This is a genomic window from Afipia sp. GW822-FHT04G07 (assembly GCF_058800765.1).
In genome coordinates this window covers 3,054,289-3,070,671 of record NZ_JBXAMP010000001.1, presented here as the reverse complement: position 1 = coordinate 3,070,671, position 16,383 = coordinate 3,054,289, and the positions used below count along the sequence as shown (strand labels likewise).

At 63.0% G+C, this 16,383-nt stretch carries 13 protein-coding genes; 6 read left to right on the top strand and 7 right to left on the bottom strand.

Annotated elements, in window-relative coordinates:
- Nucleotides 1–68 precede the first annotated feature (68 nt).
- On the top strand, nt 69–683 hold the full coding sequence (gene gstA / locus AC1RKJ_RS14980; RefSeq protein WP_492791722.1) for a glutathione transferase GstA: 615 nt from the start codon (nt 69–71) through the stop codon (nt 681–683).
- 71 nt (nt 684–754) lie between these two features.
- Here gstA and AC1RKJ_RS14975 read toward each other — a convergent pair whose 3' ends face one another.
- The 4 genes from AC1RKJ_RS14975 to AC1RKJ_RS14960 form a co-directional block, all read right to left on the bottom strand.
- Nucleotides 755–2,968 carry a 3-hydroxyacyl-CoA dehydrogenase NAD-binding domain-containing protein gene (locus AC1RKJ_RS14975; RefSeq protein WP_492791721.1) on the bottom strand — a complete coding sequence of 738 codons (2,214 nt, stop codon included), beginning with the start codon at nt 2,966–2,968 and terminating at the stop codon, nt 755–757.
- Nucleotides 2,969–2,978: 10 nt separating this feature from the next.
- Nucleotides 2,979–4,187, bottom strand: coding sequence for an acetyl-CoA C-acetyltransferase (locus AC1RKJ_RS14970; RefSeq protein ID WP_492791720.1), 1,209 nt, complete (start codon nt 4,185–4,187; stop codon nt 2,979–2,981).
- An 80-nt stretch (nt 4,188–4,267) separates the two neighbouring features.
- The gene (locus AC1RKJ_RS14965; protein WP_492791719.1) at nt 4,268–6,061 is read right to left on the bottom strand and encodes an acyl-CoA dehydrogenase C-terminal domain-containing protein; all 1,794 of its coding nucleotides are present in this window, start codon (nt 6,059–6,061) and stop codon (nt 4,268–4,270) included.
- A gap of 10 nt (nt 6,062–6,071) precedes the next feature.
- The gene (locus AC1RKJ_RS14960) at nt 6,072–6,209 is read right to left on the bottom strand and encodes a hypothetical protein (protein WP_492791718.1); all 138 of its coding nucleotides are present in this window, start codon (nt 6,207–6,209) and stop codon (nt 6,072–6,074) included.
- A gap of 162 nt (nt 6,210–6,371) precedes the next feature.
- Between AC1RKJ_RS14960 and AC1RKJ_RS14955 the strand changes: the two genes are divergently transcribed.
- The 4 genes from AC1RKJ_RS14955 (at nt 6,372) to AC1RKJ_RS14940 (ending at nt 12,404) form a co-directional block, all read left to right on the top strand.
- On the top strand, nt 6,372–6,947 hold the full coding sequence (locus AC1RKJ_RS14955; protein ID WP_492791717.1) for a TetR/AcrR family transcriptional regulator: 576 nt from the start codon (nt 6,372–6,374) through the stop codon (nt 6,945–6,947).
- Nucleotides 6,948–7,131: 184 nt separating this feature from the next.
- Nucleotides 7,132–10,383: a tetratricopeptide repeat protein gene (locus AC1RKJ_RS14950; protein WP_492791716.1), complete on the top strand. Its 3,252-nt coding sequence runs from the start codon at nt 7,132–7,134 to the stop codon at nt 10,381–10,383.
- A gap of 315 nt (nt 10,384–10,698) precedes the next feature.
- Nucleotides 10,699–11,625 carry a sulfite exporter TauE/SafE family protein gene (locus tag AC1RKJ_RS14945; protein WP_492791715.1) on the top strand — a complete coding sequence of 309 codons (927 nt, stop codon included), beginning with the start codon at nt 10,699–10,701 and terminating at the stop codon, nt 11,623–11,625.
- Nucleotides 11,625–12,404, top strand: a complete 780-nt coding sequence (locus tag AC1RKJ_RS14940) for a TIGR02186 family protein (RefSeq protein ID WP_492792759.1) — start codon at nt 11,625–11,627, stop codon at nt 12,402–12,404. The genes AC1RKJ_RS14945 and AC1RKJ_RS14940 overlap by 1 nt, the downstream gene beginning before the upstream one ends.
- On the opposite strand, the gene AC1RKJ_RS14935 is transcribed toward AC1RKJ_RS14940, so the two are convergent.
- Entirely contained in the window at nt 12,401–13,735 is a 1,335-nt protein-coding gene (locus AC1RKJ_RS14935; RefSeq protein ID WP_492791714.1) for an Nramp family divalent metal transporter, read from the bottom strand. The two genes, AC1RKJ_RS14940 and AC1RKJ_RS14935, sit on opposite strands and share 4 nt — an antisense overlap.
- Before the next feature lie 73 nt (nt 13,736–13,808).
- A complete protein-coding gene (locus AC1RKJ_RS14930; protein ID WP_492791713.1) occupies nt 13,809–14,726 on the bottom strand; it encodes a DMT family transporter in 918 nt (305 codons plus the stop codon).
- A 97-nt stretch (nt 14,727–14,823) separates the two neighbouring features.
- Between AC1RKJ_RS14930 and AC1RKJ_RS14925 the strand changes: the two genes are divergently transcribed.
- On the top strand, nt 14,824–15,687 hold the full coding sequence (locus AC1RKJ_RS14925; protein ID WP_492791712.1) for a LysR substrate-binding domain-containing protein: 864 nt from the start codon (nt 14,824–14,826) through the stop codon (nt 15,685–15,687).
- Between the two features lie 2 nt (nt 15,688–15,689).
- Here AC1RKJ_RS14925 and pdeM read toward each other — a convergent pair whose 3' ends face one another.
- Nucleotides 15,690–16,382, bottom strand: a complete 693-nt coding sequence (gene pdeM, locus AC1RKJ_RS14920) for a ligase-associated DNA damage response endonuclease PdeM (protein ID WP_492791711.1) — start codon at nt 16,380–16,382, stop codon at nt 15,690–15,692.
- Nucleotide 16,383 lies beyond the last annotated feature (1 nt).

Sequence of the window (16,383 nt, the reverse complement as noted above, 5' to 3'; positions counted from 1 at the left end):
GCATTTAGTGGACCGCCATGGGTATTGCCAATGCCCCGGCCTCTCGAATCTTCAAAAGGATACCTCCCATGAAACTCTATTATTCCCCCGGCGCCTGTTCGCTTTCGCCCCATATCGCCCTGAAAGAGGCCGGTATCCCGTTCGATCTGGTCAAGGTCGACCTCAAGGCCAAGAAGCTCGAGGACGGCAGCGACTACAAGGCGATCAACCCCAAGGGCCAGGTCCCGGCGCTGGGCATGGACAACGGCGAAATGCTGACCGAAGGCCCGGTGATCGTGCAGATGATCGCCGACAAGGTTCCGGGCAAGAATCTGGTGCCCGGCAACGGGACCGCGGAGCGCTACCGCCTGCAGGAGTGGCTGAATTTCGTCAGCACCGAATTGCACAAGAATTTCAGCCCGCTGTTTCAGCCGGCGCTTTCGGACGACACCAAGGCGTTCTTCAGGGACCGGATCATGGGCAAGTTCGCCTACATCAACGACGCGCTCGCGGGTAAGGATTACCTGATGGGCAAGCAGTTCACCGTGCCGGACGGCTATCTGTTCACGATGCTGCGCTGGGCGGACGGCATGAAGATGGATCTTTCGGGCCTGAAGAACCTGATGGCGTTCAAGGACCGCGTCGGCGCGCGTCCGAAAGTGCAGGAAGCGCTCGCCGCTGAAGGACTGATGAAAGCTTCGTAAGCGCGATCATATCCGAGAATGAAAAAGGCGGGATCATCGATCCCGCCTTTTTCATTCTTACGAAGCGATATTTACGCCGCGAGCTTTTTCGGCGGGAAGCGGCCGTAGAAGGTCTCGCCCTTGGCCGCCATATCGATCAAAAGCTTCGGCGGCGTGAACCGCGAGCCGTACTTCTTCTCCAGCTTGTGGCACAGCTCGACAAAGTTCTTTGTGCCCATGAAGTCGATGTAGGACAGCGTACCGCCAGTGAATGGCGCGAAGCCGAATCCGAGGATCGAGCCGACATCGGCCTCGCGCGGATCGGTGATGACATGATCCTCAACCGTGCGCGCGGCTTCCACCGCCTGCACCACGAGGAAGCGCTGCTTCAACTCCTCGATGTCCAGCGTATCCGGATCGAGGTGCTTGGGCTGCAAGGTGGACAGTTCGGGCCACAGCTTCTTCTGGCCCTTGCCCTTCTCGGGATAATCGTAGAAACCCTTGCCGTTCTTGCGGCCAAGGCGTCCGCGCTTCTCGACCATTTCGACCAGCAGCTTCTTCTGATCCTGATCGACTGCCTGCGTGCCGATGTCGGCCTCGGTGGCTTTCAGAATCTTCAGCGCAAGGTCGATGGCGATTTCGTCGTTGAGCGATAGCGGCCCGACCGGCATGCCGGCCATCTTGCCGACGTTCTCGATCATCGCCGGTGGCACGCCTTCCAGCAGCATCTCGTAGCCTTCGCCGATGTAGCGCAGGACGCAACGGTTGGCGAAGAAGCCGCGCGAGTCATTCACGACGATCGGCGTCTTCTTGATCTGGCGGACGTAATCCAGCGCGGTCGCGAGCGCGACCTCGCCGGTGTTTTTGCCGACGATGATTTCCACCAGCATCATCTTCTCGACCGGCGAGAAGAAGTGAATGCCGATGAACTTCGACTGATCCTTCCACTCTTCGGCCAGCGAATTGATCGGCAGCGTCGAGGTGTTGGTCGCAAAGATCGCATCCGAGCGCAGCAGCGGCTGCGCCTTGGCATAGGTCTCCGCCTTGACGTTGCGATCTTCGAACACGGCTTCGATGACGAGGTCGCAGTCCTTGATCGCGTTGTAGTCCGGGGTCGCGGTGATGCGCGCGAGAATTGCATCGCCGTCAGCCTGCTTCATGCGGCCCTTGGACACTGCGGCATCGACCGCAGCCTTGGCGTGACCCTTGCCCTTGTCGGCGCTGTCCTGATCGCGATCAATCAGTACGACCTCGATGCCGGCCTGCGCGGACACAAAGCCGACGCTCGCGCCCATGAAGCCGGCGCCAATGACGGCGAGCTTCTTCACCTTCGTGGCAGGCACGTTCTGCGGACGGCGTGCGCCCTTGTTGAGTTCGCCCATCGACACGAACAGGCTGCGGATCATCGCCGCCGCCTCCTTCGAGCGCAGGATCTTCGAGAAGTAGCGCGACTCGACGCGCAGCGCGGCATCCATCGGCAATTGCAGGCCTTCATAGACGCACTGCAGGATCGCGCGGGCCGCCGGATAATTGTCGTAGGTCTCGCGGCGCAGGATCGCGTTGGCCGGCGGGAAAAACTGCATTCCAGCTTTCGAGTAGACCGGCCCGGCGGGCAGCTTGAAACCCTTCTCATCCCAGGGCGCGACCGCCTTGCCGCCGGCCTTGATCCAGTCCTTCGCGGTCTTGATCAGATCGGCCGCAGGTACCACCGCGCCGACGATGCCCGAGGCAAGAGCCTTCTTGAGGTCGATGGCGTCGCCCTTGAGCAGCATCTGCAGGGCTTCCATCGGCTGAAGCATGCGCGGGAGCCGCTGAGTGCCGCCGCCGCCGGGGAAAAGCCCAACCTTGATTTCAGGGAGGCCAAGGCGTGTCTTGGGATTCTCGGAGGCCACACGATAGTGGCAAGCCAGCGTCAGTTCGAACGCGCCACCGAGCGCGAGGCCGTTGATCGCGGCAACCCACGGCTTGCCGGAGGTTTCGATGTTGCGCAGCGCCTGCGACAGCTTGCGGACTTCATCGAACACATATTTGTTGGCGATTTCCTCGCCCTTGGCTTTCAGCAATTCCAGATAGGCGCGGTTCATGCCTTCCAGCATGGTCAGGTCCGCACCACCGGAAAATGCTTCCTTGCCGGAGGTGATGACGACGCCCTTGATCGCGGCATCCTTGGTCGTGGCATCGACAATGGCCGCCAATTCGGTGCTGGTGGTCTCGTCCAGCACGTTCATCGACTTGCCAGGAATGTCCCACGTCACCAGCGCAATGCCGTCGGCGTCGGTCTCAACCCTGAAATTCTTGTAAGTCATGTGCTGTTCCTCAAACCCGCTCGATGATGGTCGCGGTGCCCATGCCGCCGCCGATGCACAGCGTGACGAGGGCCGTCGACTTGTTGGTGCGCTCCAGTTCGTCGAGCACGGTGCCGAGGATCATCGCGCCGGTGGCTCCGAGCGGATGGCCCATGGCGATCGCGCCGCCGTTGACGTTGATCTTGTCGTTGTCGATCTCGAAGGCCTGGATATAGCGCAGCACCACCGATGCGAACGCCTCGTTGAGTTCGAACAGATCGATGTCCGAAAGCTTCATGCCGGATCGCTCCAGCACTTTCTTCGTTACGTCGACCGGACCGGTCAGCATCATCGCGGGCTCCGAGCCGATATTGGCGAAGGCGCGGATTTTTGCACGCGGCTTCAGCCCGCGCTTCTTGCCGGCTTCCGCGCTGCCGAGCAGCACTGCGCCTGCGCCGTCAACGATGCCCGACGAGTTGCCGGCATGATGCACGTAGTTCACGGCCTCGATTTCCGGATGCGACTGCACGGCGACCGCGTCGAAGCCGCCCATTGCGCCCATCGCCGCGAACGAGGCCTGCAACTGCCCGAGCGACTGCATGGTCGTCGAAGGACGCATGTGTTCGTCCTTGTCGAGGATGGTGATGCCGTTGATATCCTTCACGGGGACTACAGAGTTCTTGAAGCGGCCCTCGTTCCAAGCCTTTGCGGCGCGCTGTTGGCTCTGCACGGCGTAGGCATCGACGTTGTCGCGCGAGAAGCCGTACTTGGTGGCGATCAGATCCGCCGCCACGCCTTGCGGCATGAAGTAGCTCGGCACGGCCATTGACGGGTCCATCGGCCATGCCGCGCCCGACGACATGATGCCGACGCGGCTCATGGATTCCGCCCCGCCGCCGATCGTCAATTCGTGTTGGCCGGACATCACCTGTGCCGCGGCGAAATTCACCGCATCGAGACCCGATGCGCAGAAGCGATTGATCTGGATGCCCGGCACCGAGGTGTCGAAGCCCGCGTTCATGGCTGCAAAGCGTGCGATGTCGCCGCCCGCCTCGCCGACCGGATCGACCACGCCGAGCACGACGTCGTCGATGCTGTCGGGCGCGAGGTTGTTGCGTTCCTTGAGCGCCTTCAGCGGCGCGGTCGCCAGCGCGAGCGCCGTCACCTCATGGAGGGAGCCGTCGGATTTGCCTTTACCGCGCGGCGTGCGGACATGATCGTAGATAAATGCCTCAGGCATAACGCCCTCCTTCGAGTCCCGGTTGTTGACGTTGTCGCGTTGGAGACCCGCACTGAATCTGCGCGGGATATTTCAAGAAATCAGAACGCCTCGGCGGGCAGCTCCATCATCGAGCCTGCGCCGGTCTGGATGCGCGACAGGCGCAGCGAGGTTTCCGGCAGCATCCGCTCCATGAAGAACTTGCCCGTGACGAGCTTGGCCTTCAGGTAAGGCTCCTCACCGGATTCCGCCAGCTTGGTCTGCGCGACTTTCGCCATGCGCGCCCACATGTAGGCGAGCGACACGAGGCCGAAAAGATGCAGGAAATCGGTGGAAGCCGCACCCGCATTGTCGGGTTTCGCCATCGCATTCTGCATCAGCCACATGGTCGCCTGCTGCAAATGCTGCAGCGAGGCGCTCATCGGCGCGATGTAAGGCTTCAGCGCTTCGTCCGCGGCGTTGTCCTTGGCGAAAGCCGAGACCTCGTTGAAGAACGCCGTGATGGCGCGTCCGCCGTCGCGGCCGAGCTTGCGGCCGACCAGATCCAGCGCCTGGATGCCGTTGGCGCCTTCATAAATCATGGCGATACGCGCATCGCGCACGAATTGCTCGACGCCCGTTTCCTGAATGTAGCCGTGACCGCCGTACACCTGCTGCGCCGCGACCGCGTTGGCGAAGCCGACATCGGTCAGCATGCCTTTGACCACCGGCGTCAACAGACCCATGTGATCGTCGGCGGCCTGACGCTCCTTCGCATCGTCGGAGCGATGCGCAAGATCGCTTTTCAGCGACGTCCACACCACCAGCGCGCGCGCCGCCTCGTTGAAGGCGCGGATCGACATCAGCGTGCGGCGAATGTCGGGATGCACGATAATCGGATCGGCGGGCTTGTCCTTGGCCTGCGGCCCGGTCAGCGCGCGGCCCTGCAGGCGGTCCTTCGCGTAGGCCGCTGCGTTCTGGTAGGCGACCTCGGATTGCGCGAGGCCCTGCACGCCGACGCCGAGTCGCGCCTCGTTCATCATGACGAACATCGCCGCCATGCCCTTGTTTTCTTCACCGACCAGTGTGCCGACCGCGTTGTCGAAATTCAGCACGCAGGTCGAATTACCGTGGATGCCCATCTTGTGCTCGATCGAGCCGCAGGAGACGCCGTTCGGCTCGCCGCTGAGTGAACCATCCGCCTTGAGCTTCACCTTCGGCACCACGAACAGCGAGACACCCTTGATGCCCGCGGGCGCGCCTTCGATGCGCGCCAGCACCAGATGCACGATGTTCTCGGTCAGATCCTGCTCGCCACCGGAAATGAAAATCTTGGTGCCGGTGATCTTGTAGGTGCCGTCGCCCTGCTTCACCGCCTTGGTGCGCATCAGGCCCAGATCTGTGCCGCATTGCGGCTCGGTGAGATTCATGGTGCCGGCCCATTTGCCGGCCATCATGTTCGGCACGAACGTCGTCTTCTGCTCGTCCGAGCCGTGAACCAGCAGCGCCGCCATCGCACCCATGGTCAGTCCGCCATACATGGAGAACGCCATGTTGGACGAACACAGGAATTCGTTGACGGCCTGCGACAGAGTCACCGGCAGACCCTGGCCGCCGTATTCCGCCGGACCCGACAGGCCGAGCCAGCCGCCATCCGCCAGTTGCCTGAACGCGTCCTTGAAGCCCGCGGGCGTGGTAACGCGGCCGTCGTCATGGCGCGTGCAGCCTTCGAGATCGCCGGAGTGATTGAGAGGCTGAAGCACCTTTTCGGAAAACTTGGCGGCTTCATCGAGGATCGCCGCGCGGACGTCCGCCGACGCATCGCTGAATCCGGGAAGGTTGTTGTAGCGGTCGATCTGGAAAACGTCGTTGAGAAGGAAGGTCACATCTTCGACGGGTGCTTTGTAGATCGTCATGGAATGTCTCTCAGTTCACAATGGACGCGGATTGCACGAGTTGTTTGGCGATGAACCGCCTCAGCACATGGACTGCCGTCAATGACCTCACCATGACATTGAAATGCGCGATGCGCGCCATCATCGGCGAGCGCGAGGCGCCATTCATACTGACGCCTTCGATCGCGTTGTTGAATTTAACCACCGCAGAATTGCATTGCCCATCCGCCGACAAGACCCGCCTGCGCAAGTGCAATATTCCGCCTAGGCATCCATACACCTCTGTACGGAGCCTAGCGTGCGGCAGCTTTTTGTGTCAATACACTTGTGTATGGTTGAAGCTGCCGAATCTTCACTCGCGAAAGACCGCCTTACCCGAGAGCAATGGATTGCCCACGGACTGCGGACACTTGCCCGGCAGGGGGCCGCCGCTCTGAAAACCGGCATGCTGGCCGAAGGGCTACAGGTCTCGAGGGGCAGTTTCTACTGGCACTTCGAAAGCATTGCCGATTTTCGCGCTCAACTGCTGGCGACCTGGCAGGAGCGCGCGACAGATGGAGTGATCCGCGAGATCGATTCGTCGATCGTAGGGCCCGCGCGCCTGACTCATTTGATGAAACTGGCTTTTAATGAAGACAGAAGCCTTGAGCGCGCCTTCCGCTCATGGGCCGCCTCAAATGCCGATGCCGCCAAAGTCGTCGCAACCGTGGATGCCGGGCGGGTTGCCTATATCGCCAAGCTTCTTCGCGAATCCGGCGTCGAGGCACGGGTGTCGATCCCCCGCGCGGAGTTCATTTACTGGGCCTATATCGGGCAGTCGTCCGTCATGAATTCCGCTCACGGAACAATAACGGAAGCGGATCTCGGCGATCTCAGCGGTCTGTTTTCCCGGCCGTCCTCAAGCTGACGCCTCAGGCCTGAAAATTAATAATAGTGGCGCCGCCGACGTTTCATTAACCCGGTATTTACCGTAACGCGAAAAAGTCGGGACTGGAAACAGGCGTCTCGCGTCGAAATTTGCTTGTCTCTTCAAAGGGACGCGAGGACCTGAAGCGCTGAGGCAGGAGCTGGCGCCAGGACCGGACCAAGGCATGACATCGCGCGTATCGTGGAGTGTTGACGGAATCGAGCCATCGGTCCGCGAAAGGGCCGAAGCTTCTGCGCGCCGTGCCGGTATGTCCTTGGGAGATTGGCTGAATTCCGCAATCGGCAGCCCCGGTGCGGACCCCCGAAGAGCCGATCCCCGCGAGGCCCAGGACGTCGCCGAAATCCACAAGCGGCTGGATTCCATCGCCCGTCAGGTCGAACACATCTCGCGTGCACCGGGCGCCCCCAAGAGCGATCCCGCCGTCGCCCGGCAATTGAACGACGCCATTTCGCGGCTGGACGCCCGGCTGTCGCAGATTTCTGACGGCTCCCCCGCAAACGTTCCCTATCGCGCCGCATCAGCAGCGCGCACCGCCCCCAGTATGTCGGCGATGGATTTCTCGATTGCGGAAATCGTTGCGCGGCAGGGCGAACTCGACGGCATGCCCTCGCGCGCGGCGCGGATGCCGCCACCCTCTTTCATCAACCATGCGCCGCCAATGCAGCCGCAGGCCGATTTTTCCGGACTGGAGCGGCAGCTCTCGCAGATCACGAGTCAGATCGCGGCGCTGAACCGTCCCGACGGCATCGAGCAGTCGATCGCCGCTTTCCGCAGCGAACTGGCCGAAATCCGTCTCGCCATCACCGAAGCCTTGCCGCGCCGCGCGATCGAATCGCTGGAAGGCGAAATCCGCTCGCTGGGACGGCGCATCGACGAAACCCGCTCCAGCGGCATCGACTCAACGGCGCTGTCCGGGATCGAACGCGCGCTATCGGACATCTACAGCGAACTGCGCACGCTCAAGCCCGCCGAACAACTCGCTGGCTTCGACGATGCGATCCGCAATCTCGGCGGCAAGATCGACACCATCGTGCGATCCAGCCACGATCCCGCAACAGTTCCTCAGCTTGAAGACGCAATCGCCGCACTCCGGTCAATCGTGTCCAACGTCGCATCGAATGATGCGCTGAACGAACTCGCCGGCCACGTCCAGACGTTATCGATCAAGGTCGATCAACTCGCGCGCGCGGGCGGCAACGGCGACATCCTGTCCGCGCTCGAACAGCGCATCGCCGTGCTGACCACGGCGCTGGAGCAGCGCGACCGCCCGGCTGCCGGCGACACGATCTATTTCGACAACGCCGTCCGGACGATTTCGGACCGGCTCGATCATCTTCAGGTCGGCAATGACAGCGCATCCTCGCTGAGCCATGTCGAGCAGCGCGTGCACCATCTGCTTGAGCGGCTTGAGATGTCGGACTCGCGCGGCGGAAATCTTGCGCGGGTCGAGGAAGGCCTGTCCGACATTCTGCGCCATCTCGAGACCCAGCGCGTGTCCGGCGCAGCTGCGGATCAGGGATACCGCGCCGCCGCGCCGATGGATGGCGATCTGGTCGATACCATCAAGCGCGAACTGACCGATATCCGTTATAGTCAGTCGGAAACCAACCGGCACACGCAGGACTCGCTCGAAGCCGTTCACAACACGCTCGGCCATGTGGTCGATCGTCTCGCGCAGATCGAGGGCGACTTGCGCAGCGCGCGCGCCGCAGCCCCTGCCGCGCGCGAGATGCCGCGCGACATTCCGATGCCCGCGCCCGCCATGCGCGAGACCTCCGCGCCTGAATCGCCGCGCCCGGCTGCGTCCTTCATGCCGGTGCCGCGTCCGGAAATGCCGAATCCCGCTGCGGCACAGGCCCCAATCGCGCGTCTGCAAGCCACGCAGGCTGCCGCCGCAACTTCTCATATGCCTGCGGCGGCCATGACGTATGCGCAGGCCGATGCAGACGAACCCGCCGCTCAGGTGCGGCCACCGTCGCCGCCGCGCAGTCCGATCGATCCAAGTCTGCCGCCGGATCATCCGCTGGAGCCGGGCACCCGCCTGCAATCGGCGCGCGCTGGATCGTCTCCCTCCGAGCGCATCGCCGCGTCGGAAGTCGTCCTGAACGAGATTTCCACAAGCGCGCAGGCGCCCGTCAGTTCAACAAACTTCATTCAGGCCGCGCGCCGCGCCGCGCAGGCTGCCGCCGCAGCCCCTCCCGTGCCTGCCGGGCCCAAGGCAAATCGCGTCACCGCGCTCAACGATGCCGCGCGCAATGCCGCCAAGGTTGCGACCATCGGGGATTCCGGAATCTCCTCGAAGATCCGCGCGCTGCTGGTCGGCGCCAGCGTGGTCGTGATCGTGCTCGGCACGGTCAAGATGGGCATGAACCTTCTCAGCGGTCACGATAGCGCGAACCCATCGCTGCCTGCCGAGTCCAGCGTCAACCAGCCGGCGACACCGCCCGCAGGCGACAGCGGTCCGCGATCCGACATCGCGCCGCCCGCGATGCCCTCGATCACGTCGCCGACGCCGCTCGATCGTCAGTCGATGAATGCGCAGCCCCAGGTTCTCTCGGTCCCCGCCGCGGCGCCGTTTGAGCCGGTCGCCGCACCGGCGGCGGCTCCGGCTTTGCCCGATGTGACCGGATCCATCGCCAAGCCGAACGAGCGAATTTCGGTCACGATTCCTCCCGCAGCGAAGAGCAACGCCAAGGTCGCGCTCGTTCCGGTGGCGGACAAACTGCCCGAAGCCATCGGCGGCGCGGCGCTACGCACCGCGGCCAACAAGGGCGATCCGGGCGCGGCCTTCGAGATCGGCATCCGCTACGCAGAAGGGCGTGGCGTCGCCCCGGATTATGCAACGGCGGCGAAATGGTATGAACGCGCCGCCCAGGGCGGCGTGGTGCCCGCGACTTTCCGGCTGGGAACGCTTTACGAGAAAGGCCTCGGCCTCAAGAAGGATATCGAGACCGCACGTGGGTATTATCTGCAGGCCGCCGAGAAGGGCAGCGCCAAGGCGATGCACAATCTCGCGGTGCTCGATGCGGACGGCGGCGGCGTGGGACCGAACTACAAGAGCGCGTCGCAGTGGTTTCGCAAGGCTGCGGAACGGGGCGTCGCCGACAGCCAGTTCAACCTCGGGATTCTCTACGCGCGCGGCATCGGCGTCGAACAGAACCTCGCGGAGTCCTTCAAGTGGTTCAGCCTCGCCGCCGCCCAAGGTGATGCGGATTCCGGCCGCAAGCGTGACGATGTCGCCAAGCGGCTCGATCCTCAATCGCTCGCAGCCGCGAAGCTTGCGGTTCAGACCTTCACGCCCGAGCCGCAGCCCGACGAGGCCAACGCCGTGGGCGCTCCTGCCGGCGGATGGGATGCCGCGACAGCGCCGAAGCCTGCTGCCAAGCCGGCCGTCGGCAAAAGCGCGTCCCGCTAAGATCAGCCTTTTCGTTGTCCCTGGAAGCCGTAACGCGCGCGGTCCCGTCGTGGACCTCCCGCGTTAAGATTAACGCAGCTGATGTGTTCTGAAACCACATCACGCATTTTTCGGCGCCGCCCTCCGATTCTTTAACGCACCCGCGGACGATTTCAGTTAAGCAGAAGTGCGGCGCATGACCCCGCGTCGCGGCGAAATCCCTGCTGCGAGGGGTTTCCGGAGCATGATGCCGAAAAGCGTGAAGCGGTTTGCGGACCCCTCCATGCTTTAGCACCACAACCGGGGCCTCGCGCCAAAAATCAAGCGAACGCGCGCGTGCAACTTTTCCTTCCTGTCGCCGACATTCCGGTCAATGTCTTTCTCATCCTGGCGATGGGCGCGGCGGTCGGATTCGTGTCCGGCATGTTCGGCATCGGCGGCGGTTTCCTGATGACACCGCTGCTGATCTTCATCGGGATCGCACCTGCGGTCGCCGTCGCCTCGGTCTCCAGCCACATGGCGGCCTCATCGTTCTCCGGCGCGCTGTCCTATTGGCGCCGGCGCGCCATCGACCCGGCCCTGTCCCTGATCCTGCTTTGCGGGGGCGTCACCGGAACGGCGTTTGGCGTCTGGATCTTCGCGCTGCTGCGCTCCGTCGGCCAGCTCGATCTCATCATCGCGCTGTCTTACGTTGTGCTGCTGACCGCCGTCGGCACGCTGATGTTCCTGGAAGGATTCCGCGCCATCTTGCGCGCGCGCGGCGGCGACACGGCCATCAAGCGGCGGGCACGGGCGCAAGGCTGGATCCTCAGCCTGCCGCTGAAGATGCGCTTCAAGCGCTCCAAGATCTATCTGTCAGTAATCCCCGTCGTCGGGATCGGTTTTATCGTCGGCTTTCTCGGCGCCATCATGGGCGTCGGCGGCAGCTTTCTCCTGATTCCGATCATGATCTACATCCTTCGCGTACCGACTTCGACGGTGATCGGCACATCGATGGCGCTGACGCTGGTCACGATGGTGATCGCGACCGTGCTGCATTCGGTCACCAACCATCTGGTCGATGCAGTGCTGGCGCTGGTGCTGATGGTGGGCGGCGTGATCGGCGCGCAGTTCGGCGCGCGGGCCGGCCAACGCATCCGCGGCGAACATTTGCGCCTGCTGCTCGGGCTTCTGATTATGTCGGTCGGCATCCGCTTCGCCGTCGAACTGGTGATCCGACCGAACGAGCTCTATTCCATCCGCGAGCTTGGGGGCGGCGGATGATGAATCGCTCAACCCTCTATTCAGCCGCGCTGATGCTCGCCGTTGCTGCCAGCGGAACGGCGCGCGCCGAGAACCTGATCGTTTCGGTGTCCAACCACCGCGTCACCGTCACCCCGAACTATTCCGGCGAGGAGCTTGTGCTGTTCGGCTCGATCGAACGCGATGGCAAATCGCTGCCGACCGGAACCGGCTACGACATCGTCGTCACGGTCAGCGGACCGCGCGCCGACATGGTGACACGGCGCAAGGAGCGCAAGCTCGGTATCTGGATCAATGTCGACTCCCGCGAATTCATTCAGGTCCCTGCCTATCTCGGCATTTTCACCAACCGGCCCGTCGACAACATCGCATCTCCGGATGTGCGGCGGCGACAGCAAGTCGGACTGACCAGCATATCGCTGCCGCAACGCATGGGGCCGGATATCGCCAATACCGTCGCAAGCGACCCGTTCCGCTCCGCGTTCGTGCGGCTTCGCACCGATCACGGACTCTACCGGGAGGAAACCAGCGCGGTGACCTTCCTGACGCCGACCTTGTTCCGCACCGGGATTCCGCTGCCCGCCGAAGTGCCGATCGGCACTTACGACATCGACATCAAGCTGTTCGCGAACGGCGCGCTGGTGACCCGGACCGACACCGCATTTGAAATCGTCAAGGTCGGCTTCGAGCAATTCGTTGCCAACGCCGCGCGTCAGCACGGACTGCTCTACGGACTCGCAACCGCGCTGATGGCGATCATGACCGGCTGGCTCGCCTCGGTGGTCTTCCGCAGAGACTAAAGCAAAAATCCCGCGATCATCGCGATCACGCAGACCGCCATGACCGCGGTCGAGAGCCAGCCCAGCCAGTACAAGGGGCCCGCAATGATGAACTTGCTCATCACATCGCGGCGGCGCGCGAGAAACATCAGCAGCACCATGACCGGAACGGCGAGCACGCCGTTGATCACCGCGCTCCAGTACAGTGCTGAAATCGGGCTGATCGGTGTGAAGTTGAGCGCAATTCCGATGGCCGCCGAGAGCGCCAGCACCGAATAAAACGCCACCGCCTCGCCCGGCCTGCGGGCTAGACCGACCGTCCATCTGCGGCCTTCGCCGATGGCGTAGGCCGCAGAGCCAGCCAGCACCGGCACCGCGAGCAGGCCAGTGCCGATGATGCCCAGCGCAAAAATGAATTCCGCGAAATTACCCGCGATCGGCTTCAGCGCCTCGGCCGCCTGCGCGGAGGTTTCGATATTGGTCTTGCCGGTCGCATTCAGCGTTGCCGCCGCGATGATGATGATCGAAATCGCGATCAGGTTTGAGAACGCCATGCCGACAATCGTGTCGGCGCGAATGCGGCGAAATTCCTTCAGCGCGCCGTAATGTTTCTCGGCAAGCGGCTGCTTGTTGTGATCGACACGCTGGTCCTCGGCTTCCTGCGACGCCTGCCAGAAAAACAGATAGGGCGAGATCGTGGTGCCGAGTATAGCCACCAGCGTGGTCAGGAAAGCCGACGTCCACTGCACATGGGGGATGGCGATGCCGCGCAACGCATCGCCCCACGAGACCTTGGTCACAAGCAGTGCGGCGACATAGGCGAACAGACTGAGCGTCAGCCATTTCAGCACGGCGCTGTAGCGCTTGTAGTCAAGAAAAATTTGCGCCACGACCGAGGCGACACCGAACACCAGCACATAAAGAAATCCGGGGCCGCCGATCAGGAGCTTGAGCGCATCGCCCATCGCTGCGAGATCAGCCGCGATGTTGATGGTGTTGGCGACAAACAGCAGCGCCACGATGATGTTCAGCACCCAGGCCGGATAATGCCGGCAGACGTTGCCGGCGATGCCGCGTCCCGTAACACGGCCGACACGACCGGAAATTTCCTGAATGGCCACCATCAGCGGAAAGGTCAGCAGCATGGTCCAGCCGATGCCGTAGCCGAGTTGCGCGCCGGCCTGACTGTAGGTGCCGATGCCGGAAGGATCGTCGTCCGATGCGCCGGTGATGAGGCCCGGACCGAGCTTCTTCAGCATTCCACGCAGGCTGAAAGGTTCTGATTGCTTGTCTTTCGGCGCGGCCGGCTCCCGCTCCAGTTTCTTTCGATGATCGATTTTGTGATGTGTCATGCCCGTGCCCTGCCGCGGCTGACAACGGCCCCGGTGCGCCCCGGTTCCCTACGAGGCGCACTGCCTTGTCCTGTCAAGCGCGCAGCGACGACGGACGCGTGACGAGGTAGATGCCGAGCGCGACCGGAACGAGGCCGAGAACATCCGCCAGCGAGACATGCTCTCCGATCAGGAGCCAGCCGAACAGTACACCGAGCGGCGGCATCAGGAAATGATAGGAGCTTGCCGCGGTTGCGCCCATCACCCGGATCAGATGCTGCCACAACAGATAGCCGACGATGGAACCGAGCACGGTGAGATAACCCAGCGACGCCAGCAGTTTCCAGCTCGGCACGATCTCGGCGACGCTTTCGAACGAGAACGCGAACGGGATCAGCATCAGCCCGCCGGCGACGTTCTGCACCGCGTTGCCGATCAGCATCCCGCCCTGCGGCGCGAGCTTCTTGTAGAGAATGGTGCCCGCGACGATCGAGAGCAGCGCGCAGAATGTGAAAATTAGACCTGACGCGCTGTCCTGGCCGGTGCCAGTGGACAGGCGATGCACGACGATGAAGCCGACACCGCCAACGCCGAGCACAAGGCCGATGACCTTTTGCAACGTCAACCGCTCGCTGAGAAACATGGCCGCGAGCACGGCGGTCAACACCGGGTTAGCGCTGACCACCAGCGTGCCGAGCCCGGCGGAGACCGTGCGCAATCCGACATAGCCGAAGCCGAGATACATCGCGTTGTTGGCGATGCCGATGACGGCGAAGGCCAGAAGATCGCGCTTGGTCAAACTGATTTCACCGGGCTTCAGCGCCGCGAGCCCCAGCATTACGGCACCGGCCAGCAGAAAGCGCACCATCAGCAACAGCAACGGCGGACAATCCGTGAGCGCCACCTTGGCGACGGCGAAAGACAGGCTCCAGACCACGCAAAACAGGGCGATCTGGAACGGCAGCCAGTTGCTGCGGGCGGCCGGAGCGGACAATGGAACGGCGATGGACATGGAAAGTCTCCTTCGCCACCCGAAATAGGCCCTGACATTGTCATTTGGAAATTAAATGATAAAATCGACATCAGTGGATATATAAATAGGTGCGGCCATGCTCGATCTCGAACTCCTGCGCAGCTTCGTCTCGGTGGTGGATTCCGGCGGCTTCACCCGCGCCGGCGAGCGGGTCCACCGCACCCAGTCTACCGTGAGCCAGCAGATCAAACGACTGGAAGACGATTTCGGTCGTGTGCTGCTCAACCGGTCCGGCAAGACGGTGACAGCGACCGAGGACGGCGAGCGCCTGCTGTCTTATGCCCGGCGGATTCTCGCGCTGGCGGAAGAAGCACGCGACGTTCTCGCCCGGCCAGAATCGGAAGGCGCGGTGCGGCTCGGCATTCCCGAGGACTTCGCCGCCTATCGGCTCCCGCAACTCCTGGGAAATTTCGCACGTGCGCGGCCCGGCCTGCGGCTCGATGTCCGCGCCGATCAGAGCAAATATCTGCGCCGCGATCTCGAACGCGGCGACATCGATCTCGCGCTCATCAAGCGCGACGCCGGAGAGAAAGGCGGCATCGCGGTGTGGCCGGAACGCGTTCACTGGGTGACCAGCAAGAAGAATCCGATCGACGCGAAGGCGCAGTCTCTCCCGCTGGTGTTCTTCGCGATCGGATGTCTCTACCGGACGCGCGCGATCCACGCGATCGAAGCCGGCGGACGCAACTGGCACATGGCCTATACCAGTTCCAGCCTGTCCGGCATTCAGGCCGCGGTCGCCGCCGGGCTTGGGCTCAGCATCTTGCCAGAAATCGCTATTCAGGCCGATCATCGCGTGCTGACGGCGAAGGACGGATTCGCACCCATCGACAAGACAGAGGTCGCACTGATGGCATCGCCCGATGCCAGCCCAGCTACACTGCGGCTTGCCGAGAAGCTCGCGGAATTTTGCAGTCAGGTGCAGGCCAAGGCCGCATAAAGCTAATAGCAGCGCGACGCCGCGATGCTGTGAACGCGGCGATCGCCGAGCACATGGGCCGTGAAGGCCATCGTCTGGAAGATCGCCGCGAAGGCTACATCGCGAATGCTCAGGCCACCGGTATAGGCGCCGAACGCCGGCATCACCGCGCGCTCGCCGTCGCTGGCGAAACACCTTCGCTCCACCGAACGTCCGCGCGTCGAAACCCGTGCCTTCGGATGCAGGTGCCCTGCGATTTCACCGATGGCCCCCGTGGGCTCATGGCGAAATACAATGGGGCCGATGGCGACTTCGTCCGCGACCACACCACCGAGATCGCGCGGCAGTGCCGGATCGTGATTGCCGGAAATCCAGATCCAGTCGCGACGCGCCTGCAAGGCCGACAGCGCCTCGCGATCATCCGGCGACAACCGCGCGTGAGCCTCGCGGTCATGGAAGCTGTCACCGAGCGCTATCACCGTGCGGGGATCGTGGCGCGCGATCACCGCACTCAGGCGTGCGAGCGTCGCCGCGGTGTCGAACGGCGGCAGCAGCACGCCCCGCATGGCAAAGCTGGAACCCTTTTCGAGATGCAGGTCCGAGACGATCAGAAGCCGCTCGTCTTCCCAGAAGAGCGCGCCGGCAAGATCGGCGGCAAAGGTGACGCCCGCGACAGTGACGGCTGGAATTCGATCTGTCGCCTGCGCCGCCTGCATC